General features: G+C 36.5%; 12 protein-coding genes. 8 read left to right on the top strand and 4 right to left on the bottom strand.

Features of this window, described 5'->3' with window-relative positions; translation table 11 throughout:
- Positions 1-7 precede the first annotated feature (7 nt).
- The gene (locus EGI22_RS04615; protein ID WP_255066692.1) at positions 8-652 is read left to right on the top strand and encodes a DUF2490 domain-containing protein; all 645 of its coding nucleotides are present in this window, start codon (positions 8-10) and stop codon (positions 650-652) included.
- Between the two features lie 120 nt (positions 653-772).
- Here EGI22_RS04615 and EGI22_RS04610 read toward each other — a convergent pair whose 3' ends face one another.
- Together EGI22_RS04610 and EGI22_RS04605 are read right to left on the bottom strand one after the other, a co-directional pair.
- Entirely contained in the window at positions 773-1,051 is a 279-nt protein-coding gene (locus EGI22_RS04610) for a LytTR family DNA-binding domain-containing protein (protein WP_255066691.1), read from the bottom strand.
- A gap of 81 nt (positions 1,052-1,132) precedes the next feature.
- On the bottom strand, positions 1,133-7,198 hold the full coding sequence (locus tag EGI22_RS04605; RefSeq protein ID WP_255066690.1) for a LamG-like jellyroll fold domain-containing protein: 6,066 nt from the start codon (positions 7,196-7,198) through the stop codon (positions 1,133-1,135).
- Positions 7,199-7,588: 390 nt separating this feature from the next.
- Between EGI22_RS04605 and EGI22_RS04600 the strand changes: the two genes are divergently transcribed.
- From EGI22_RS04600 to EGI22_RS04590, 3 genes are all read left to right on the top strand, one after another.
- On the top strand, positions 7,589-10,219 hold the full coding sequence (locus tag EGI22_RS04600) for a response regulator (RefSeq protein ID WP_255066689.1): 2,631 nt from the start codon (positions 7,589-7,591) through the stop codon (positions 10,217-10,219).
- Positions 10,220-10,930: 711 nt separating this feature from the next.
- Positions 10,931-13,174: a tetratricopeptide repeat protein gene (locus tag EGI22_RS04595; protein ID WP_255066688.1), complete on the top strand. Its 2,244-nt coding sequence runs from the start codon at positions 10,931-10,933 to the stop codon at positions 13,172-13,174.
- A gap of 4 nt (positions 13,175-13,178) precedes the next feature.
- Positions 13,179-13,907: a LytTR family DNA-binding domain-containing protein gene (locus EGI22_RS04590; protein ID WP_255066687.1), complete on the top strand. Its 729-nt coding sequence runs from the start codon at positions 13,179-13,181 to the stop codon at positions 13,905-13,907.
- 1 nt (position 13,908) lies between these two features.
- Here the strand turns inward: EGI22_RS04590 and EGI22_RS04585 are convergent, their stop codons facing one another.
- Positions 13,909-14,763, bottom strand: a complete 855-nt coding sequence (locus EGI22_RS04585) for a hypothetical protein (protein WP_255066686.1) — start codon at positions 14,761-14,763, stop codon at positions 13,909-13,911.
- A gap of 62 nt (positions 14,764-14,825) precedes the next feature.
- Positions 14,826-15,266, bottom strand: coding sequence for a hypothetical protein (locus tag EGI22_RS04580; RefSeq protein ID WP_255066685.1), 441 nt, complete (start codon positions 15,264-15,266; stop codon positions 14,826-14,828).
- A 175-nt stretch (positions 15,267-15,441) separates the two neighbouring features.
- Here EGI22_RS04580 and EGI22_RS04575 point away from each other — a divergent pair, with 175 nt between their 5' ends.
- The 4 genes from EGI22_RS04575 (at position 15,442) to EGI22_RS04560 (ending at position 25,844) form a co-directional block, all read left to right on the top strand.
- Complete coding sequence (locus EGI22_RS04575) at positions 15,442-16,095, top strand: response regulator transcription factor (RefSeq protein WP_255066684.1); 654 nt, start codon at positions 15,442-15,444, stop codon at positions 16,093-16,095.
- Positions 16,082-17,896: an ATP-binding protein gene (locus EGI22_RS04570; protein ID WP_255066683.1), complete on the top strand. Its 1,815-nt coding sequence runs from the start codon at positions 16,082-16,084 to the stop codon at positions 17,894-17,896. Before EGI22_RS04575 ends, EGI22_RS04570 begins: the two co-directional genes overlap by 14 nt.
- 166 nt (positions 17,897-18,062) lie before the next feature.
- Complete coding sequence (locus EGI22_RS04565; RefSeq protein WP_255066682.1) at positions 18,063-18,383, top strand: LytTR family DNA-binding domain-containing protein; 321 nt, start codon at positions 18,063-18,065, stop codon at positions 18,381-18,383.
- Positions 18,384-18,647: 264 nt separating this feature from the next.
- Positions 18,648-25,844 carry a choice-of-anchor Q domain-containing protein gene (locus EGI22_RS04560; protein WP_255066681.1) on the top strand — a complete coding sequence of 2,399 codons (7,197 nt, stop codon included), beginning with the start codon at positions 18,648-18,650 and terminating at the stop codon, positions 25,842-25,844.
- Positions 25,845-25,960 lie beyond the last annotated feature (116 nt).

Raw genomic sequence — 25,960 nt, 5'->3', positions numbered from 1 at the left:
TTTTTTTATGAAAAAAAAATTTTTTATCGCTATTTTACTTTTAGGTTTTAGAATAGGGAATGCTCAAGATGGTGTTGGGCTGAGAAGTGGAGTGAATTTACAGAAAAAAATTGCAAAAAAAATCACACTTAACGCCAATGGTCAGGTGAGATTTAATGGAGATATATCCTACCTTCAAACTTATCTATTTGAACTAGGAGGTGCATATAAAATCTCTAAAGCGTTTGATGCTGAAGTTTACTATAGGTTTGTCGACAGAAGAAAAAACGAAACAAAGGATTTTAAAATTAGACATAGATTCTACGCTGACTTAAGCTATGACAAAAAGTTTGGAGCGATAAAGTTTGAAAACCGCCTTCGATTTCAACATCAATTCAAAGACAACGACGGCATCACAGAGTTTGATGCCAGTTATATTAGAGACAAAATAGAAATTGGTTACGATAACAAATCAAAATTCACACCTTATGTCTCTACCGACTTTTTCTTTCAAATAGGCGGAACCCTAGATCAGCTACGGCCAAAAATGGGCATCAACTATAAAATAAACAAGAAAAATGCACTAGACATAAGTGTTTTCAAAGACATTGATTTGGTAGGTGTAGAAAAGCTAAGTCCTGTATTGGGCCTGATATATAAAGTTAAGTTGTGATGAAAAGGTATTTTTTCTAATATAATAATTTTATCCAAAAAAAAATCAGTCTGACAAATGGTGTCAGACTGAAATAATTATTATTACTTTAAAAGTAGCGGTTTAAAAAAATCCAAACTTTCAAATTATACAGACATTGATTCGTCTTCTTGAAATAATGAACCTACGATTGTCCTTCATGGAAATCCTAAATTGTTTGGGTTCAACGCTTAATACGTATTCAGGATTTAACAAATGTTTTCTGTTGATTCTTAAGAATCCAGGAAAATGTTCTTGATACCTTGCCAATGTAAAACTAGAAAGGATTTTTTTACCATTTCTCAAATGAATGGTTGTATAATTTGACTCCGCCTCAAAAAATAATATATTTTTTCCTTCAATTTGAAATAAATTTCTCATAATTAAATTAATGTTTAAATAGAAAATCGACTTTACTAAAAAATGTAAATAATAAAATAAAGACACTTTTGGTAATGTCATCTAATTATCACAACCCTTTATTTTTGCTTCAAAAGTCTCATTGCTTCCTACCTGAAAACCAGGCTCCAACACGATGGAACCACCTGCTGAATAGCTGGTTTGATGACTCGCATTTACGCTGGATTTGAGCTGATTTTGAGCTCGGTATATTTTATTGACACTGATTGGAACAATTAAATTAGGTGGGCATGGGCTATTCTCTACCGTGACAGTAGCACTACCCGAAGCTGTGCCTTCTCCACAGCTTGAATTGCTTACAGAGGTGACGCTATAGGTAGTAGTAGCCGTAGGAGACACAGGCAACAAAAACGGATTGGCAGATACGCCACCATGAGTCACTCCATTTATCACCACTGTATAAGGGGCAGTGCCCGTAAATACCACACTCAAAGTAGCTGTGCCACCAGGAGCTATGACTGCATTTCCGCTTAATGTGGCAGTTACAGGCGTGGCAATGGTCAGATGGAGGGTGATAATGGAGTCGCAGCCAGCGGCGTTGACAAGTGTATCTTTGTAGATACCAGAGGCCGTCAAAACGGTCCCATTAAAATCAAAACTATTGCATGCCGTGATATTGATGCTAGCGGTACTCTGTGGCAAGATGGTGAGGTTCAAGGTGATTATCGAATCACAACCAGCTGCATTGGTGAGCGTATCATGGTAAATACCCGAGCTACTGAGCGTGATACCATTGAATTGATATGGACCGCATTGACTGACAGATACTTGTGAGCTACTTGCCTGCTTGATGATTAAACCCAAAACCACCACCGAATCACAGCCGTTGCTGCTAGGTACACTGAAACTGTAGGTGGTAGACTGCGTAAAGAGCGAATCATGGAAAAAGTATGATCCACATGTGATGACAGTTATTTCAGTAAACGGCGACCTGTTAAATGTGAGATCCAAAGCAATGACAGAATCACATCCGGCTGTATTTTGAAGCGTATGATAGTATCTACCAGATTCATCCAGGTTTTGACCGAAAAAGTCAAAGACATCGCAGGCTGTTTCAGTGATGAATGTGCTGTCAGGTGCTAGCATTGTTAGGTTCAATGTCACTATAGAATCACAGCCAGCTTGGGTGCTGAGGGTGTCGATATAAGTACCCGATATCGTAAGCGTTTGCCCTCCAAATAGATACGAATTGCAAGCTTGTACATTAACTTCTTCCGAAATGATATTTACTGTAAGATTTAAAATAACAATGGAGTCGCAACCAAAGGAATTCACTAAAGTGTCGATGTAAGTGCCTGATGATGAAAGTATTGTGCCGTTAAATTCATAAACCGTGCAAGAGGTTTCATTGACGATACTTACCGACTTTCCAGATGGGTTTCCTGAAAGATTGACGATATCTGTATCCCGATCAAAAGCCGAAAGCGAAACAGTTGTATTATCTACGCTATTTGTCAAAACATTTTCACCGACATTCTCATTAAAGTTCCAGAAAAGCCTTTTGGAATTAAGAGAAACGTTTCTTTTTTGAAAATGAAGGGAGTCAATTTCTGAGGCTGTAAGTGCGGTATCCCATATTTCCAGGTCTTCCATCATACCTTCAAATGGCCCATAAATGTTTTGGAATGATCCAAGAATGATATTTCGATTTCCGGTAAAGTCTCCTCCACCACCAGTTCCAATCAATTCACCATCTACATATATTTTTTTCTTTTCGTTGGAGCCAGCATTTTTGTCATATACAAATACGTAATGATGCCAAAGCAAATCCTGGTTTCTATTCACCTCCAAATCATTGCCTCCAAATCCGAATAAAATATTATTATTTGTCCTGAAACCCAGGTGAAGGGTTTTATTATTCGCCGATTCTGTACCTTGTGTCAAGTAAATTTCCTCAGTGTTAATGCGGTCTCTTTTTAACCACAGTGAAAAAGTAAGAGAGCTGCCTGAAAGTGCAGGGCCGGCATTGTTAAAGATTTGACTTTGAGTACCGTCTAATTGTAATACTGTATTGCAGGCGTCCTCGTTGGGGTTTAATTGACGATCAAAAACAACATCATAAATAGACAAGCTATCACATCCAGCGGCATTTACCAGCGTATCGGTATAGCTGGTATCAGAGCTAATTTGTAAACCATTTATCTCAACTGTGGTGCCTATTTTTTGAGTAGTGAAATTATAACTTGTAGAAGGACCTGATGGATTTCCGAGCGTGTCTGTAAAGGCTATTAGATCATTCAAATCGGTCAGTTCATGAATTGTATTGTCGACTTTATTTGTAAGAACCGCATTGCCTCTAGTCTCGTTAAAATCCCAGAAAATCAGTTTTTGGCTGTTTTTGATATTGTTTTCTCTGTTGAACAGTGCAGTCACATCTGCTGCAGAAAGCGTGGTATTCCAAATCTGTAAATCTTCCAAAAAGCCTTTAAACGAATCTGCTACATTCGAAAATGCCCCTAGTTTCATTTGAGAATTGCCTGAAAAATTACCATTCGAATTTCTAGACCCTAGCAGCACACCGTCATGATAAATTTTTTGAATTCTTGTAGCGGTGGTGTTGCCACTTTGGTAAGTAAAAACATAATGGTGCCAGTTATTATCTTGAGGCTTGGTCACTTCCATATCATTACTAAAGAAGCCAAACAATATTTTACCGGTATCTCTGAAACCTAAGTGAATAGCCCTATTGTTATTGTTCTCACTTCCTAACCTGAAATAGACTTCTGTGGGACCACTACCATTGACTACTTTCTGTCTTTTAACCCATACAGCAATGCTGAACGAGGAATTGGCAAGGTTAGGGCCGCCTGAAAGGTCCTGAATTTCATTATTCAAATGAAGAACACTGGTGCAGTTTTCTAAGAAATTTTTAAATGTAATTTTATGGATGAGTACACTATCACATCCAAGTGAATTGACAAGGGTATCGATTAATGTCGTATCACTGAAAACAGTAAGATTAGCTACAATGACGGAATCCCCTGGTGCCTTATTGGTAATTGTGAAACTACCGGTTTTACCATCAGGTAGTTCATTTTGATTCACCAAAGCCGAAGCGTTTGAGATTTGACCTAGTGAATTTACTTCTCCATTTACTCGGTTTGTTAATTCATTTACATTACGAAAATCATTGAAATCATAGTGTAGTAGCTTATTGTTCAATGAAATAGCATTGTTGCCAGCAATAAGCTGGGCCACTTCTGCCGAATCTAATACTTTGTCCCAAACCTGTAGATCTTCAAGTAAACCATTGAATTTCGAACCTCCGTTTTTATAGGAACCTAAGGTGATTATCTGACTACCTGTAAAAGCTACACCCGTGGCCTCTGCAATTTTCTTTCCGTCTTTTCTGATGGTTCTTATTCCAGTAGTGACGTCAAAGGAAAAGCTGTAATGGTGCCAGAAATTGTCTTTGGTTTGTGGTATAGTAAGGTCTGCTCCAAGAAAGCCAAACAAAACATTTCCATTGGGCTGCCAGCCTAGATGAATTAAGTTACCTGTGGTTTCCACATCTCCAAGAGAAAAGAAGATTTCATTCTTATCAAGTGCACTGTCTTTTCTCCTAGCCCATGAACTAATAGTGAATGATTTATTGGCCAGTACCGGGCCGTTGGCGAAAGTCTCAAACTTGCTTCCATCCAGTTTCAGTACAGTGGAACATTCTTCCTCCAAGGGATTTATAAAAAATGAAACGCTGACTTTTACAAGACTATCGCAACCGATGGTGGTCAGCAGGCTATCTGTAAAAGTAGTATCTGCCGTGAACTTAAGGCCTTTGTAGCTTATGGTATCCCCCAAAGCTGCCGTTAGTAAGTGGTCTGTGGTGATTGGTCCAGCTGGTACAGCATTTAAATCAGTGAAAATTTGGAGACTATTCAGCGTGGTGAGGTTCACTATGCTCCCATCAGCCCTGTTTGTTAGGACATCTGCTCCCCGTACCTCATTGAAATCATAAAAGAGCTTTCTGTTGGCTGTTTGTACCTCATTGTTTTGGTTAAAAAGGCTATCGATATCCGCCTGGCCCAGAACGCTGTCCCAAATTTGTAAGTCTTCCAGCTGGCCTTTGAATCGTACTTCACCATTACGAAATGCACCCAGAAACTGAGTTCTGTCACCCGTAAAAGCGGTGCCCGAGCCCTGACCTATAAATTTACCATCTTTATAAATTTTGCGAAGGCTTTGAGCATTGTCAAAAACAAATGCATAATGGTGCCAAAGCGTATCTTGCGGTTGGTCAATTTCGGTGTCTGCACTAAGGAATCCCATAAAAACTTTACCATCTGGCCGCCAACCCAAATGCAGTCCTTTATGGCTGTTAACACTTGTTTCTCCCATAGAGTAGAAGACCTCTGTGGTGTTTAATCGCTTGCGTTTGGCCCATACGGCTACACTAAAGGATTTATTGACCAAATCTGGTCCTAATGGATCGGTAGTTTTTTGAAAACTTAGGCCATTCAGATTTAGTACGGTGGTGCAATTTTCAAGAACTGGTTCTTTCAATGTAATAAAAAACAAGGTGTAATTTACCATGCTGTCACAGCCGGCCGTGGTTTGGAGCGTATCTGTAAAAGTGGAGTCTTGAGTGTACGAATTTCCGTTTAGGACTACGGTGGTTCCAGTCAATGGTCTTAGCGTAATACTGGAATAGGTAGCTCCACCTACACGTCCCAAACTATCTGTTTGCTGTGTGTTGGTATTGATATTAGTGATATCAAAAAAGGTATTATCTGCCGAATTTTTTAGTTTTTGGACTCCTCTTATATCGTTGAATTTAAAATGTACTAGTTTAGATGCAGTCTGCACCGAATTATTTAACCGATATAGATCGATAATCTCCGAACTATTTAATTTTTTTCTCCAAACCTGAAAGTCTTCCAGAAAACCATTAAAACTATCACCTGTGCCCGAAAATGCACCCAAAGTTACTGTACGGTTACCCACAAAATTTCCCAAGGCCAGTTTTTGTGCAAGTAAAGTTCCGTCTACATATATTTCTTGCTGTTTGGTGGTGGCATCATAAGTAAATACGTAGTGATGCCAGTTGAGATCTACAGTAGGTGGGGCAAACTCCAAATCATCACCAAAAAAACCAAAAAGCACTGCATTGGTATCTCTAAAACCCAAATGAATGGCTCTATCTACTGCATTTTCTGAACCTAATCTGTAGTAGACTTCGGTACGGTTTAGTCGTGTTCTCTTTGCCCAAACCGAAAAAGTAAAGCTACTGTCTCTCAGCAAAGGGCCCGTTCCTTGAAAAATTTCTGTATTATTTACAGTATTTAACACCGTTTCACATGGCGAGACTTGGGGTGTTATTTTATTTGGTATTAATTTGAAATTAATTCTTCGGACAAGACATCCATTATTATCCAAATCATTGAAACTCGGATTTTCGCCAATCTGATAAAACTGCCCACGAAGTAAAATACTATCCTGAATCGCCACTGTAGTATCTTTATTAATAGGAAGTGATTGAAAAGTGGCCGTGTCAGAAATAATAGTACAGCCTGGGAATACTGTTTTTTGAACATGATAGGCACCGTCATCCAATATTTCTATGGAATCTACTTTGATAGTTTTAAAAAGTGAGCCGTTACGGAAAAGATTATAGTCAGGCCCTATAAAACCTCCATCTGTTATGTGCAAAACCGGAAACTCCGCACAGGTAAAATTATTCGGAGCGATATGAAGTGGGTTGTCAACATGCATGTTCATAACAAATCGCACATCCGAACGTGTCGGTAAGCTATTAGTACCAAATGGATAAGCATTATTCGTTCTGAACATAATGGTTTCAGATGTCTGATTTGACAATCGAAATGAATAGGTTCTATTCGCTACCAATGAAACGGCGATATTGTCAAATGTAAAATCCAAAGGAAAATCTGAAACTGCTGCATATGTGATACTGGCGGTTTGAGTGCCTATAATATTTCCCTGATCAAAAATTTCAAGTTTTACCGATGTGGTGTGAAACTGGCCATCATTTACGTTATGGCCGGTAAATATCCTCAACATAGTCATATTGCCGGTGGCGGTAGACACAAAAGATTGTGTAACATTATTAAACGCCGGGGTACCAGTGGAGCTAATTGAGTTCTCAATCATTACTCCATCACAGGATTGGGCGTGGCTGAAGGTGGAAAACCTGACAATCAAAAAGAGGGTCAGTAGACAAGGCAGCATTTTTCTGGAAAGGAATTGTAAGTCCATAATGATAATTATTTAAAGATTAGGAGTTCAGCAAAAACAAAAATTCATTTGACATTGAACACCGCAAAGTACGCCCCCCAAAAAACCGATTCCCTGCCAAAAATATAGGTGACTCTGCCACCTTTTTTCACCTGGATCCGTACTGTTATCAATACTCTTTGACCATAAGCTCCTTCTTAATTGCGATATTCTGCCAAAGGGCTATTTTTTTCTGCCATTTTGTTTAATGAATTGATTTTAACTTATTTGCATCATATAAATTTGACCCCATTATAAACAATGCGTATGTTGAGAATTTTACTTTTAATGCTTTTGGGATTTGCAGCACAGGCCCAAATGCTTTCTGCCGATCAAGTTTTTGAAAGATTGAAAACGAAGATTGAAAATGGACAAGATATACGAACACCAAAGCAGGAAGTGTTCCTGTTGCCCATCATTTATCCTGACTCTTTTTTAACAGTTTTAGAAAAAATAAAACCATTAGTAAATAAGTATCCCCAATTAAAATACAAAGCATGGTACAAGGTGTCAATGTCCGGCACCTTAGAGAAAAAAGCAAAGTATCAGGAGGCTTTAAGCTATGGATTGGATGCTTTGAGGGACCTCCAAAATTCGAAAGAAAAATTGCTACTAGCCGATGCTCACAATACAGTGGGATTGATACACATGAGGCTAAAAATTAAGCCCGAGCAAGCCCTAGACCATCTGCAAAAAGCACTAGATATTTACGCCGAATACCAAGAGAATTTGTACATGGCCTTGGTGCATCTCAACAAGAGCAATGTCTACTTGCATTTGCTACATGATACAGAAAGCATGGCCAAAGAAATCGAAATCTGTAAAACCATTACAAATAATCTGCCTCCCAGTACCATTAAGTCAATGCTTAAAATTGGCATTGGGTCTGGATATATGTTTACCGGTGACTATACCGATGCCATAGCTTATTTTAAGGAAGGGCTACAAAATGCCGATAACATGAGTCCTACAGTACGAGCCGCCTCTTATCAAAATCTTGGTGTGACTCAGAGTTTAGTGGGGGATTATAAAAATGCCAAAGAGAATTTATTGATAGCCATCGATATGATGGATGAATTAGACAACACGCCACTGGTAAGGAGTGCTATATTTGCCTTAGGGAAAGCCGCCAAGAGAACCTACAATTATGAAGATGCTGCAGAATACCTCCAATTGGCTTTCGAATGGTCTGATACCCTGTTGCTGGAGAATCAAGAGAAATTGTCTATTGAAATCGCTGAAAAATATGAGACGGAATTAAAAGAACAGGAGAATAAAAACCTTCAATCCAGACAAAACCTGCTCTATATGGGATTGGCGGTACTGGCAGTAGTCTTGAGTTTGCTGGGTTTTGCCTTTTTAAAAAATAGAAAGAAAAATCAATTACTTGCTGCTCAAAAAGAATTGCTTCAAAATCAAGAAGTTCAGAAAAGAGAATTTTTTGAAAATATCACCCATGAATTCAGAACACCACTCACCATTATACGTGGATTGACGCAATCGCTACAAGAAGAAGTGACCGAGCAAGAGGATGTATCAAAAAGACTCAAACTCATTGACCAAAACGCCGGCCGTATCTCTCACATGGTAGATGATGTGCTTCGTTTGGCAGGTGAAAATAAGGCGGATTTTAACCTGCTTCGTACTCGCCTAAATATGAAGTCCTTTTTCCGAAAAATGCAGGCCATGTATGATTTATTGTTGAAAGAGAAAGGCCAAAAATTGACATGCACCATTACAGAGCCAGACCTCACCCTCATGCTAGATGAGCGTAAAATGGATATCATTTGGTCAAATTTGATCTCCAATGCGATCAAATATAGCCCAGAAGGTGCCAGAATAAGTATCGACCTAAAATCTAATGGTGATCAGGTCAAAATTTTGATCAATAATGAAGGTAGTGTCATTCCTAAGGAGAAGTTTGATTCCATTTTTCAGAGATATCATCGAGAGCATAAAACTCAAAATATCAGTGGCAATGGGATTGGCTTGGCGGCTGTAAAAGAGCTGGTTGAGATACAAGAAGGACAAATAAGTGTGGCTTCTAGTGAGGACGAGGGAACAACTTTTACACTCAGCTTCCCATTATATCTCAAAGCCGAGTCTCCTATCAGCGAGGTAGAATTTAGCTCCACCAAAGAAAAAACCCAAGTAAATCAATCTACCCGCATTTTGGTGGTGGATGATAACCCTGATCTCCTACTATTTATGGAGCAATTGCTAGAGCGGGAAGGCTATAAGGTTTACATGGCTCGTAGTGGATCAGAAGCCCTGAAAATGCTGAATGTAGTGCGGCCTGACCTCCTGATTACCGACCTAGTGATGCCTGAGATAGATGGCAAGGAGCTTTTGACAAAAGCCCGAGAAAATACCTTTTTCGCAGAGTTGCCTATCATATTCCTCACTGCCAGTGCCAATGAGGAAACTCGCCTTGAGCTCTTGGAGATGGGTATTGATGATTTCCTCAAAAAGCCATTCGAGAAAAGAGAATTGCTGGCTCGTATCCGATTTATTACTACCCGCCAGCAAGTCGCCAAACAGGAGCGAGACAATGTATTAGCCGAAATTGATGAATCTCCTCAAAGAGACTTGATTGGTAATTTGAAGCAGTATGTCAATAAAAATCTCTCTAATCTTAAGCTAAACATTCCAGAACTGGCAGAAGCCATGAACATGACAGAGCGAAGCCTGTATCGTCATGTAAAATCACAAACGGGCCTAACACCTAATGAGTTGATTAAAGAGCTCCGTCTACAAAGGGCCCGTATCATTTTGGAGCTGGGCAAATACAGCACCATTAAACAAGTAGCCTATGAGGTAGGTTTCGAGTCATCGAGTCACTTTGCCCAGATCTACGAGCAGCGGTTTGGCAAGCATCCTTCAGAGTATTTTAATTAATCTAAGAGTATTTTTGATTTCAAGAGCAATGGTTGCTGCTTTTTGGGCTTAAAGAAGTATTTAATTGTAAACTTTTTTAATGAATAAATATAGGAAATATTTAAGTTGACGTGTTCTTTAAAAATAAGAATATTGTTTTTTTGCAACTTTATAATAAAAAAATACTGGCATCCGACTAAAATATATTTTACAGGCAAATCGGCCTTGAATGGCCTTTCAAGGTGCTTTTTTTGTCTATGGTGAAAATGACCCTCTATTTACTTTGTGTCGGCTGCCGCCTGGGGACTAGCCGTCCGCCCTTATTTTTTTTCAAAAAAAAGAATCGGAGTGGCGTACCACCAAAAAAACAGCACGGCTGCGGCCGACCGTCCACAAACTCACGCACTCAAATTTCTCTAAATCAGTAGTTTATGTTAGTAGTTTTTTCGAAAGAGAATTTTGATTGCGTTCTAACAGTGCTGGCTGATATAATGAATAATATTTATTTATTTTTAATCGGATACCAGTAATAAAAAAATAACATATCTAGTTCGATAAAAAATATCCAAAATGGTCGAAAATTAATCAGCAAATATATTTTTTTCTGACAATATTTTATTGATATTTGATGTAATCCTAATAATCTAAAATTTCATCAATAGTTTATATTTATTTGGCTATTTATTCTTACTTGATGAATTGATACCTATGTAGCCTATTTAAAAAACAACCATGATAAAAACCCAAAATAAACCATTATATTTTTCAAAGAAATTTCATTTTTGGAGTTTAGTTTTGTTTTTTATTTTCCCTAATTTATTTGCTCAAAATCAAAAAATAACAGAACTCAAATCACAATTTTCAAGATCACCTCAAAATGTCGAAATACTTAGTGGGGTTCTAAAAAACCTAAGATATGTAGATATAAAATCTGGCATAAAATACTGCACTGAACTTTCCGCAAATACAAATTATAAGACCAACGACATTTTTCAAAACATTATTAATCAAGAGCTAGCAAAGTGTTTGATGTCCGATGGAAATTTTGAAGAGGCCATGAAAGCCGCGGATAAAAGCTACCTCCTTTCTCAAAAACTCAAAGATAGGGAATCAGAAGCCTTAGCCTTAGCTATAAAAGGCTATCTATACAGAAGAACAGGCAAAGTTGAGCTTTCTAAAAGCAGTTACGAAAAATGTCTAAAGTTAAGCTACGAAATAGGATATAAAACGGGAAAAGGTGAAGCCTATAAAGGACTTGGAGATCTTGCTGAAAAAGAGGGCAACTACCCCATGGCATTAGAAAACTACGACTTGGCCATAAAAAATGCCAAAGAAGCCAAAGATTCGGAGTTACAAATGTGGATACTCAATGCCACCGGAATAATCTTCGACTATCAAGGCAATTTCGAAAAAGGTATGGACTACTATTTGGCAGCCATAAAAGAAGGTGAAAAAATTGGCAATTTGGTAAAAGTCGGTGATATTTATGGCAACCTTGCCTCTATAAACTTTTACCTAAAAAACGACGAAAAAGCGGTCGAATACTACTTAAAAGCTCTAGAGATTGCAGAAACTACCTTTAACAAATCTGGGATTTCGGCAGCTTGCCAAGGTATAGTACCTGTTTACAACAGATTTAAAAAATATAAAGAAGCTGAAAAATACGCAACAATGGACCTCAATCTTCGGAAAGAAATGAAAGATGAAAGAGGGATGGCTTATGCTTACAAAAACTTAGGAACAATAAACAATTATCTCAAAAACTACGCTTTGTCGGAGGAATATTATTTAAAAGGACTTGAATATGCCATAAAAACAGATCAAAAACTGAAAGTGGCGGTTATGAATCTAGAATTGGGCAGATTGATGAATAAAATGGGAAACTATACTAAAGCCGAAAAATACCTCAATGAAACAGTGAGAATAACGAAAGAGATAAATGTGCCTCGAGAGCAAAGTTTTGCCTATGAAGACCTCGCCAATACCTATAGCAATGCCAACAGAATGAAAGAGGCCTTTGAAGCTCAAAAACAATTTTCAATTTTAAACGAACTAATCAGCAACAACGACATTAAAGAAAATACAGCCAGAATGGAGGCTATTTATGAAACAAAAAAGAAAGAAGACCAGATAAATAGTCTAAAAAACGAGGCCGAACTTCAGGAAAAATTAATAGAAAAATCAAATTTGGCTCGAAACCTTGCATTGTTAGGAGTAGTTTTATTTGTGTTACTAGCTGGCTTATTTTATAATCGTTCCAGAATAAAACAAAAGAATAACGCTATACTTTTACAAAAAAACGAAGAAATAAGCAAGCAAAGCGACATAATCCAATCTTCTCTTGAAGAAAAAGAAACACTGCTACGCGAGATCCATCATAGAGTTAAAAACAACTTGCAGATAATCTCTAGTCTCCTCAACATACAATCCGACAATATAGATGACCCTACCCTGCTTTCAAATATAAGAGAAGGTCAAAACCGTGTGCAAGCCATGAGCTTGATTCATCAAAACTTATATCAAAGTGATCATTTGAGCAATGTAGATATAGAAAACTACCTAAAAGAACTTGTAGTGTATCTCTCAGAAATGTTTGAAAAAGACGGCAAGAAAATTGATATAGAAATAGAAGCCAATAAGATAGAATTTGACATAGATACTGCCATTCCTTTGGGATTGATTGTGAACGAACTGGTATCAAATGCTTACAAATATGCCTTTGAAAACCAGGCCAATGGAAAAATAAAAATAGATATTAAAGCTTTAAATGAAGTGGAATACGAACTAAATGTCAACGATGACGGAAAGGGACTTCCAAGCGATTTTGACCCCGTAAAAAGCAAGTCCTTAGGCTTAAAACTAGTGAAAATTTTAAGTAAACAATTGAGAGGAAAATTTTCCTCAAGTTCAGACAAAGGTGCTAACTTTAGGGTATTATTTAAAGACATTCGTGCATTTCAATTAAGTCAAAAATAAAAAAATGGTAAAAATTCTACTCGTAGAAGACGAAGGCATAATAGCGGCTGACATGGAAAACATGTTGAGCAAAATGGGTTATGACGTCCTTGAAACTGCCATGGACTATGACGAAGCCATCGAAATATTAGAAGTTGAAACCCCAGACTTGATTTTACTCGATGTGAACTTGGGCGGAAAAAAGGATGGAATAGACCTTGCAGAAGTGATAAATGAGCGGTTCAAAATTCCTTTTATTTTTACCACTTCTTATTCTGACGGTCCTACCATAGAACGAGCAAAAAAAGTAAACCCGACCAATTACCTCGTGAAACCGTTCAAACAAGAGCAATTGTTTACGGCCATAGAAATGGCACTTTTTATTATTTCGAAAAAAACAGAAGAAGATACAAAACCCGAGGAGTCTGATAATCTTGTAATTAAAGACGCACTGTTTATAAAAGACAAATATCGATATACCAAATTACCACTTTCTGAAATCCTTTGGATTAAGGCAGAAGGAAATTATGTTGAAATTCACCTAGCTGACCGCAAAGAAATCATCCGAAATTCATTGAGCTTGTTTTTAGAAAAATTGAAAAAACAAAACTTTTTCCGCACCCATAAATCCTTTGCTGTCAATTTGGATTATTTAACACGGTTTGAGCCAACGGTAGTATATATTTTAAACACCGAGATTCCGATTTCTAAAAAATACGCCGAAGAGCTTGTGAAGCGGTTGGAAGTGATGTAACCTACTCTTCATAAGTTATTAAAACCTTAACATTCCTATTTAACAAAAACTCAGCATTACCTGATTTTAACATAAAAAAAACAACAGTATCATTATACCCTACAGAATACTCTAGACCAGGTGCTAAACTATTTGGCAGGGTGTATGCCGTGGCATTTCCCACCGGTTCAACTTTTGCGTTTACTGCTAATATTTTAGAGGAAATAAGACCATGTGGAATATCATACCAGGAACCTTCGGAATTTCCAAATGAACCTGTTATAACTTTCATCTTTATTTTAGGTGCATTATTGCCTAGCTGTGTATAACCCTCCATTTTGGTATTTCCATCACCAGATATGGTCAGTATATTTCCAAAAGAAGTATGGAAAAAATTAAACCTTGATGAACTAGGTACTACCGAATTTATACCATACAATGTCCATCTGTTTGAGCCTACTCCAGCATTTTCAAAATTGATTCTTGCTCCATCACTTACATTATCTTCTCGGAGCAATATATGAGGTACAGAAGGGCTATTATTAGTTTCAATATGCAGTTTAGCTAGGGGGGCATAAGTACCAATTCCAACTCTGGAGGTGGTCCTATTCCAAACTATTCCACTTAAAGTGGGTCCATTTGAAAGATTCAAAACACCATTAGCATCATCATAATATAAACCACCCCTATTTGCAGCCCCTTGGAAAAACCTTAAACCTACATAATTGTTCGTTCCTGTTTTATGCAGATCCAAATAATTGGTGGTGGAACTTGAACTGATGGTATTGTCTAAGTTTGGATCAATAATAATTGATTGACCATTGGACCAATACGTAACAAAAAAAGCTGCTAAAATAGTAAAAAATGAAGTTTTCATGCTTTAAGGTTTTAAGTATAATTGATATATTTTATTGCCATTTTTTTCAATTTTGACAAATGCTAAAATTTGATGCCTTTTATCACCAAGACCTTACTCGGGTCTTCATTAGTCATCGTCAGAATCAGTTTGTTGTTTGAATATTCTATAACTTTCTCGGTTCCCACAAAACCTTCAATATCAGTCGAATTGGCCTTTTTTAATGTCACATTTTCAAGTTTACTATTCGAACTTGAAGAAATACCAAACTTTGTAAGCGTAAAAAAGAAAGTAAAAGAGGCGACATTATCTTCTACTTTGTAAGCACTTATTTTGCCTGTTGCGGTTTCTCCTGAACTATTTGTGGCAGGCAAAGTCACTTTTTTGTTATTTACAACATAATAATCCACCACATATTCGCCTGAAACCATGTCTGCAAGGATTGGCTCTGGCTCGTCTTTTGAACAAGAAAAAAACAAAAGGCTTAACACAAAAAAATACAATAACCTGTTTAAGTTTTTCATGGAGGTAAAGTGTTTTAATAATAATGCCTCAAAGCTCCAATAAAAAAAAACACTGCACCATACTGTATTTAGGTATTTTTTGGTTTTCTGAGATAAAACTTAAATCTTACAAAAGCAGTATTTTTAAAGAAAATTACTATTTTTACTCTGTCCCAAATTCAATTCACCTATACGAATGATTAAAATAGCCTTAGTCGACGATCACGAAATATTCTTAAAAGGTCTTGAAAGATTATTTGCTAGCTATAAACAGTTAACTGTCTTGGCAACTTTTACTAATGGCCAATCTTTACTAAATACTTTGGAGATAATCGACATAGATGTTCTCCTTTTGGACGTTCAGTTGCCTGATTTTGAACCTGAAGAACTATTAAAAAGCATAAGGATCTTAAAGCCTAATTTACCGATATTATACTTGACAATGATGCGAGGCTCACGAGCGATTAAAAAATTGGAAAAGTTTGATATTCAAGGATATATATTAAAAGACGCATCAATAAATGAACTCTTAGAGGCCATTGAAAATGTAGCAAATGGCGAAAAATACATAAGCTCTGATTTGTATATAAAAGAAGAAATCGATGCTATAAACACTACTACGATACCCGAGAACAAACTTGGGAACTTGTTGAGTCCCCGCGAAAGAGAAATTTTAGTGCTGATATGCAAAGAATACAGTTCGGCGGAGATTGGAGAAAAACTGTTTTTAAGCACCGGAACAGTTGATACCCACAGAAGGAATATTTTAGTAAAAGCAGGGGTAAGCAATACCGTGGGTTTGGTGAAGTTTGCAATAAAAAACGGCCTTTTGGAAAATGAAGACAACTAAACACATCTTAATTCTATGTCTAATATTCAGTAATTTCTTGAGTTTCTCTCAAAAAATAACTGAAAAACAAATCGATTCCTGGCTAGAAACTTGGCCTGTTTCAGACGGTTCAAAAACCGACAGTATGCTTATTTGGTCTGAGCTTTTATCCAAAGCATACAATGAAACCAAATCAAAAAAGGCAGAAGCCTACGCTCAGAGATTCAAAGGTTTACATTATGATTACACTGGAAATCCTACAGAAGCCACAAAGTATTATTTAGAATTTTTGAGACTTTCAAAACTCAACCTTGGACTTTCTGACCAAATGTCTGCTGCCTCAGACTTGGTATATATTTATGTTAATTCAAACCAATTAGAAAAAGCCAAAGTTCTCATATTAAGCTATATAAATCATCCTCAAAAGCAAGAACTTAACGAGAAAAAACTTTCAACGTTTTATAATAATTTAGGGGTAATTTATCGATCTGAGAGTAAATTGGACTCTGCCATATATTTCTATAAAGAAGCTTTAAAAATAAAATCGAAGCTCAAAGATGAGAAAGGTATGGCCAATCTAAGAATCAACCTTTCGGCACTTTATATCACAGAGAAAAAATATGTAGAAGCTGAAAAACTTACAGATTTAAACTTTGCATATTTAAAAACCAAAACCAATAAGTCAGATCTATGGTATAATTTGATCAATAAAGCTGGGGCTTTAGAAGGCCAAAAAAAAATAAAAGAGAGCATTATTTTTTTAGAAGAAGCTGCTGAGTTGGCAAAGAAACTTGAATCGAAATCATTCCAACAACAGACCATCGAGCAGCTTTCGAGCCTTTATGCTAACCTAAAACAACACGACAAGGCATTTGCATTATTGTTAGAAAGCAATAAACTTAAAGCAGAAATACTTAATAATGAAACGAATAACAAAATAGCTGAACTCCAGGAAAACCACAATGCGATAGAAAGAGAGCGGCAAAACCAATTATTGAACGCTCAGTTGGAAGCTAGTAAAAACCGTCAACTATTTTATATATCTGGAATACTAAGCCTACTTGTATTGGCCTTTATTGTGAGTTTTGCTTTATATAAAAACAAGAAAAAAAATAAGCTAATTGAAAGTCAGAACTATAGGCTGAATGAATTGAATGCCAAGAAAAACCATTTGATGTCGGTGGTATCCCATGATTTAAGTAGTCCTTTTACTGCAATTAAACTTTGGGTACAAAACTTGAGCCAAAATTCGACAAAAGATTTAAAAGAAGTAGAAGAGAAAATCTTGGAAACAACGGATTTTGGCCTGAGAATTATCAGAGAAATTTTAAGTATTGATAAAAATGAAATGCAAAAATTGGACTTAAAAGAAGTTGACATAGCTGAGCTTTTGTCAAAATTACAAACTCGGTTTTCGACTATTGCCATTTCAAAAAACATTCAATTCAAAATCTTAAATCTTCAAGAAAACGAATCTATCCTTACAGACAAAACGCTGTTGTTTAGAGCATTAGAAAATCTTATCAGCAATGCATTAAAATTCACTGAAAGTGGCAAAGAGGTAAAGCTTGAAGTAGAAGCAAATCCTAAACAGCTTGCTTTTTCAGTGATAGACCAAGGGCCAGGAATTGAACCAAAAAGTCAACAACAACTATTTGAAAAGTATACTACCATAAAAAGCGAAAATAAAAATGGTGATCCAAGCTACGGTCTTGGGTTGAACATAGTACAAAGAATTGCAGAAGAACTTGGTGGAGAAATTACATTAGAAAGTGAAATAGGTAAGGGATCAAAATTTAAGTTTTCTCTAAACATTTATTGAAATTTTAAACAAAGGTTCTTAAAAATTTTGCTTTTTAAATTTCAAAATTATTTTTTTCATCACTTCTCCAGCCCATTTAATACCAAGTGTAGGGCGTTTCAGCCCTTTTTTTTGATTGCCTGGATTAATAAAAATAGCTTTAGACTGAATCTAAAACTTTATAGCCATGATTACACCTAAAATAATAAATCAAATTTCAGCCCAAAGCAGCATTTTGTTTGTTGAAGCTGACCAAAACTATTCGATCTTCCATCTTAAAAATGGTCGAAAAGAAGTTTCTTCCTACACTTTAAAATTCCATCAAAATCATTTGGACCTAGACCAATTCGTCAGACCAAACCGCTCCTTACTCATTCACAAAAGCTTTATTAAAAATATTAAAGAAAGCCCCAAAGCTTGTTTTATACAATTGTTGAATGGCAAAGACGTGCTCGTCAGTCGCCGAAGATTGAAAGTAATTCAGGAGCAATATTCAGAGGCTTGTTGATTTTTACTTTATTCAAATTGAGAAAATTTGAATTAAAAACTCGCGAAAGGAAGTTAAAAAATCCATTAGATATGTATTGAATTTCCTTTTTCAAATATGTATAATTTAGATTTTTAGGTAAAGTAACAGATTAATTTATCTACCTTACAATAATCTAATTTTATTAAATATAAAGAAGTCCTGAAATCGTTCTTCATTTTTCGATATTAAAGAATACACCTAATTCCTTCATTTCTGGGTATTCCCTTTAAAACATTATAGACATTGAAATCAATTTTACTTAACATTTGGAAGTGTCCAAATGGCTTTATCCTTTTTTTGTATTTTATATCTTTACCTATTTCGAGTTTTGCCACGGTACATTATGTTTTGCCGGGTGCTACAGGTAATGGGACTTCATGGGTGGCTGCATCTGGCAGTCTTCAAGCTATGATAAATTTAGCCGCAATTGGTGACACGATTTGGGTGAAAGCAGGAACCTACCATCCAACAGAATCTCCAGATGGCTCTACAAGTGATGTTCGAGATAAGGCATTTCATCTCAACAAGGATTTGAAAATCTTTGGTGGTTTTGCAGGTAATGAGACCTTACTTTCTGAACGAAACTGGACCACCAATGCCACCATACTAAGTGGAGACTTGAATGACACCGATGTGATAACTGGCACAGGCAGTACTTTAAATATTGCCAATAACTCTGAAAACACGTATCACGTTTTAATTACTGCTTATTTGAGCTCTAGCACTATAATAGATGGTTTTCAAATAATAGGTGGAAATGCAAATGGGACTGGATCTACAAACTACAGTGCTAACATTATTGAACGAAATTCTGGTGGGGGAATGTACAATGGGTATTCTACTATTATATTGAGAAATATGATTTTTAAAGGAAACTCTGCTAGTTCAGGGGGCGGAATAAGCAATAATGGCTCATCGCTTACTTTGGTTAACTCCATAATAACTAAAAACATAGCATCTGTAAGTGGCGGAGGAATAAATAATACCTCGGGTTCTTCACCAACTTTGACAAACGACCTTTTTATTGGAAATTCTGCATTTTCCGGTGGAGCGATTTATAATTTTTCTTATTCATTACCAGTTATCACAAATACTATTATTTGGAAAAATGGCTCCAACGAAATTTATAATGCCGACCCGAACGTTTTAATTTCTCATAGTATAATATTAGGGAGCGGAGGAAGTACAAGCTGGAATACTGGATATGGTACAGATAGTGGTTTTAATTTAGATTCTGACCCCTTTTTTCTCGATGAAACTGCCGGGGATTTCCGATTGCAATTTTGTTCTCCTGCTTTAAATGGCGGAAACACAAGTGCTTGGAATTATCAAGGTTTGACTAAAGATTTTTCAGGAAATATCCGACCAATTGGTGCAAACGTAGAAATCGGCCCGTTCGAAATACCAAGTACCAATCTTACCTATGAAGCACCGATTTTAATTCAACCCGATTGCTCCATTCCTTTTGGAACAATCACTTTTCAAGCATCCTCAAGTTACGGTACATTGAGTTATAGCATCGATGAAGGTAACAGCTATCATTCCAGCCCTATTTTTGGAAATTTACCAGAGAATGACTATTCTCTAAAAATAAAATTGACCACTTCTGCATGTGAGGAGGTCACTTCTTTATCATTTGTAACCATTGCAGCACCAATAATAACAGTTTCAATTCCTGCTATTACACAACCAAACTGTTTGGACCAAAGTACCTCCATATATGTGAATGCATTAACAACCGGGGGAGATCTAGAATATAGTATTGATGATGGAGTAAACTACCAAACAAGCCCACAATTTCCATCATTAACTCCAGATTTGTACAAGATAAAAGTAAGAATCCAAGGGAGGTTATGTCCAATATCGGGAAATGAAGTGATTGTGAAAAAATTGATAGTCTATGTAGACAAAACTGCCACTACTGGTGCAAATAACGGGACTTCTTGGGTCGATGCCTATTTAGACCTTCAATCGGCCATAGATAATTATCCTTGTTTTGGTTCTGAAATCTGGGTAGCAAAGGGTATATACTTGCCTACTTCGGCTCCAGATGGCATTTCTGTTATTTCGCGAAACCTGGCATTTCATATTGCCAATGGCTTAAAAATGTATGGAGGTTTTGTGGGCGGCGAAGACTTCCTAGTAGAAAGAGACCCGACCTTGAATGAGACAATTTTAAGTGGCGATTTATTAAATGATGACGTAATAACTGGTAATGGAAGCACTCTCCAATTTAGTGGAAACACAGAAAACACCTATCATGTATTGATTGCAAATAACCTTGGACCGGAATCTATCATTGATGGTTTTACAATCTCGGGAGGACATGCAGATGGATCTGGCACTATGAATTATGAAGGAATTAACAATTCAAGAACTTTGGGAGGCGGGATTATTATTTCCAACGCTAGTCTAACTTTATCAAATATAATATTAAAAAATAATGTAGCCAATGAAGGTGGAGGGGCTATAATTCATTTAAATTCAAACGTAAGTTTAATAAATTCCACAATAGAAAAAAACTACTGCTCTGTTTTCGGTGGAGGAATAAATATTACAAGTTCAAATTTACAAATTACGAATACCAAAGCAAATGGTAATTCAGGAAATTACGGTGGCGTTTTATGTGCTTTTGGAGGTAGTAATATAGAAATTCTTAATTCCCTCTTTATTAATAATATCGCCATTTATGGTGGGGCCATTGCTAATTATAGTTCTACTGAGAATATAACCAATTCCACATTTGCGAAAAACACCGCTACTAGCTTTGGTAGCTCAGTTTATAATAATGCTTCCAATTTAACTATTAGCAACAACATCTTGTGGAACAATGGGGATTACGAAATTTCGAACACCTCTAGTACTTTGGCTTTTAACAATAACATTGTCAAAGGAAGTGGTGGCAGCGGTAATTGGAACAATAGTTTCGGAACAGACAATGGAAGTAATTTAGATTCAAACCCTTCTTTTGTTAATCCCGATATTGATGATTTCCGATTGTTGAATTGCTCAGCTGCAATAGATGCTGGCAACAATACAGACTGGCTTGCAGGCGGTCTTCTTAATGATTTTGCTGGAAATTTACGTCCACAGAATTCAATAGTTGACATGGGTGCTTTGGAAGGAAGTGTAGCTGCTACAAGAATTTACGTAAATAAAAATGCCGTAGGGCTTAATAATGGCAAGACTTGGTTTAATGCTTTTACTGATCTTCAAGCTGCAATAGACGAAAATACTTGTGGGGTCGAAATTTGGGTTGCTGCCGAAACTTACTTTCCTTTATCATCTCTCGACGGGACTACCACCGATCCGAAAAACAATGCCTTTCATATCAATAAAGACATGAATATATATGGTGGTTTCTTTGGAAACGAAACGCTATTAAGTCAACGCGACCCATTGATAAATGTCACAAAATTAAGTGGTGATATAAATAATGACGACACCCAAACCGGTGAAGGAGAAAGCCTTGTTTTGAACAATACTTCAGAAAACACCTATCATGTGCTTGTTACAGCCAACTTGACATCGGTATCTTCATTAGATGGGTTTACTATAAAAGGTGGAAATGCCATAGGTATAAATTCTACAGCTTTGGATCAAATTTATTTCAACCAATACAAAGGAGGAGGACTATATAATATAAATTCAAGTCCAAGTATTTCGAATATGATTTTCGAGGCAAATTATGCCAACGATGGTGGAGGAGTTTACAATTATCAATCTTCTCCGAAATTCAGCAAATCCAATTTTATTAAAAACATAGTAAAATATAGTGGTGCTGGGACATATAACATAGGATCTTCAGCTGAATATAGAGAATGTAAATTTAGCGAAAACTCGGCATTACTTAGTGGTGGAGGTGTTAACAATGCCAACTCTACAAATATTGTATTTGACAGGACCTTGTTTATGGCCAACTATGCAGCCACCGGAGGGGGAATAAGTAATTCTTCAACGGACCTTAAAATCACAAATTCAATAATTGCAAAAAACTCGGCTATTTACGGAGGTGGAATATATAATGATACATCTTCGCCAGAAATCTTCAACACTACCATAAGTGGAAACATAGTATCAGAAAGAGGTGGAGCGGTAAACAATATTCGAAACTCAAATCCATATTTTGCTAATTGCATTATTTGGGGAAATTTCACAAAAAATACTTTTCAGAGTTCTGATAATGAGTTCAGTAATTACCTTAGCTCTCCTACTTTTAAAAATAGTATTATAAAACAAAGTGAAGTTAACAATGCTTGGAATGCTAATTATGGATCTAACTTAGGAGGAAATTTAGACATCAACCCTATATTTTTTGATTCAAAAAATGGTGATTATAGAATAATGTCAAATTCCCCAGCAATAAATGCAGGAAACGATTCAGAATGGCTGGCATTAGGCATAACTAATGATTTTGCAGGTAATATCCGACCTCAAAACACGACTGTGGACATAGGTGCCTACGAGGGCGGTGAGGCTTGTCCCAGTGGAAGTATAATCTATGTTAACAAATCTGCTTCAGGTATAAACAATGGTAGTAGCTGGTCAAATGCCTACACTGACTTGCAGACTGCAATCAATGCCAACACTTGTGGAACAGCAGACATTTGGGTAGCCGCCGGAAACTATTTCCCCCTCACTGCTCCTGATGGCACCATTTCAGACCCTAGAGACAAAGCTTTTTACTTAGACCTAGACATGAAAATATATGGGAGATTCGCCGGAAGTGAAACAAGTTTGTCTCAAAGAAACTTGGCTGCCAACCAGACTATACTCAGTGGTGATATAAACCAAGACGACCTATTAGTAGGGAGTGGTTCAACCCTCGCCATAAGCAATAACAATGAAAATTTATTCCATGTATTCATCACCAATTCACTAACAAGCAATGCTCAAATAGACGGTTTTATGATTGCTAGCGGAAATGCAGACAATTCAATTTCACAACTATATTTTAGCACGGGTGGGTTTAATAAAAATATTGGTGGAGGAATATTAAATGTAAACTCCTCTCCTACTTTGGTAAATATATTATTAAAAGCCAATTCAGCAGAATATGGTGGAGGAATCGCAAATGATGAAAATGCTGCTCCTAAAATCATTAATGTTTTATTAATAAAAAATAAGGCTAATTCGGGTGGTGGATTGTATAATCAATATTCTTCTCCAACGATTATCAATTCTACATTTAGTGCAAATAGATCAACAAATGAGAACGGGGGGGCTATATCAAATTTCAGTGGAACCTCACTCAGACCTATGAATCCAATAATCAAAAACAGTATAATATGGGACAATGGCGAATATCAAAATGTTAGTTCGGAGGTTTCTAACAGTCCATATGTACTTAATACCTATTCCAATACCATTCTAAGAGGTAGCGGAGGAAGTTCAAATTGGATTTCTAATTTAGGTATAAATGCCGGTTCAAATCTTGACATTGACCCTGTATTTACTAATCCAATAAACGAAGATTATTCCTTAAGTAATTGCTCACCTGCCATTGATGCCGCCGACTACAATACTTGGATTACAACCGCATTTTCAACAGATATAGTTGGCACTCCACGCCCCTATAATGTTGAGGCAGATATGGGTGCATTTGAAAACTATGGCTCATCTGCTCCTTTTGTTTTCTCAGCTCCAACAGTAACACAACCTAATTGCAGTTCTATTTATGGAAAAATAGAAATAAATGTCAGCACCAATCTTGGCGATTTAGAATACAGCATAGATAATGGAATAAGTTTTCAAGTTGATAATGTATTTGAGTTTTTATCTGCTGGAAATTATCATATAAAAGTCAGAAAATCAGGCTCACTATGTGAAGAAAGCTATGAAAGTAACCCAATAGTTATCATCCCTATTAGCATTCCTTATATGTTGACACCTGTTGTAACACAACTATGTAACACTACCACTGGAAGTATAGTGGTAAAAGCAGAAACAACCTCGAGCCCATTAATATATAGCATAGACAACGGAATTACCTACCAAATATCAAACACGTTCAATAACCTAACAACCAACAATTATATCTTAAAAGTTAAAGATTTAAGCTCTGGATGTGAAACTTCCTATATGAGCAATCCTGTCTCAATAAATAGTTCACAATTTTCGGCTTCAGACATTATTTATGTTAAAATAAACGCAACAGGTACTAATGATGGCTCAAATTGGTTAAATGCTTTTACCGATTTACAAGACGCAATAGATACCAATGTCTGCGGTGCAAATATTTGGGTTACTGGAGGAGTATATTTACCCAAAACAGACCTTTATGGAAACTCATCACCTATTGATCTTCTTGACAAAACCTTCCATTTATCTAAAAACATGAAAATTTATGGAGGTTTTTTGGGCACAGAAACACTGTTGACGCAAAGAAATTGGGCAACTAACAAAACGATATTATCAGGAGATATAAATTCTGATGACGTTTATACCTTTTTCAATGGAAATCCTAACTTTCTAAATTTAGAAGAAAATGTTTATCATGTTTTAGTAACAACCAACCTTGACAATTCTTCTGATATTAACGGAATCGAAATTAGCGGTGGAAACGGCATAGGCATTGATTATAGTGGAACAGATGATATTTCTCAAGAAGTTGGTGGTGGCATTTATAATCATAATTCTTCGCCATTAATCACAAATATTATAGTTAGAAATAATTTAGCATCGTATGGAGGTGGTATATTTAATGCGTTTAATTCTTCGCCTATTATTACAAATTCCATTATTTCGAATAACACAGCAGGACTTGGTGGCGGAATGATAAACGTAGGTAATTCTTCTCCAATTATTATAAATGCCACATTCGCAAAAAATTGGGCTGCAATATTTGGCGGTGCTGTATTAAATGCAGATAACGGCAACCCTTCTTTTTTAAATTGTATATTTTGGAGTAATTCTCAAAATAACCTTACAAATGTATCTGGGTCAGATATTATTGATGAAGGCTCTACGTCATTTTTGGCCAATTGCATGACACAAGAAAACAGTATTTACTCCTCAGGTACAGGTATTTTAAATAACGTTAATCCGCTATTTCTAGACATTGAAAATAATGATTTCAGACTGGCCGTTGGTTCGCCAGCAATAGATGCAGGCGACAATATCACATGGGGATATTCAGGTCAAACACTGGATATTTTAGGAAATAATCGTCCTCAAAACGGCACCATAGATTTGGGAGCTTTTGAGGGAGGAATTAACTTCCCTTGTTTGAACAATTTGAACCTTAATAGCCCAAAAGACGATTATGCTAATAACTCATACACCAGGTCAGCCAATATTCTTATTGGAAAAATAAATGCGAGCAACTTTATCAATGAAGCAGCCAAAGTAATATATAAAGCCAAAGTAGTAATTCTTGAGCCTGGATTTAAAGCTGAATTTGGAAGCGTTTTTAAAACTGAAATTGGAGGTTGTAACTAAAAATCAGCAATTAATTCTTTCATAAATAGTCGGGAATTTGGCTCGACTATTTTTTTTCATCACAGCTCCAGCCCATTTCACACCAAGTGGGGGGCGTTTCAGCCCTTTTAATATTT

This window comes from Lacihabitans sp. LS3-19 (assembly GCF_024343575.1).
Lineage (GTDB): Bacteria > Bacteroidota > Bacteroidia > Cytophagales > Spirosomataceae > Leadbetterella.
The sequence above is the reverse complement of the archived record's forward strand: the minus strand, read 5'-3'. Positions and strand labels throughout refer to the sequence as shown.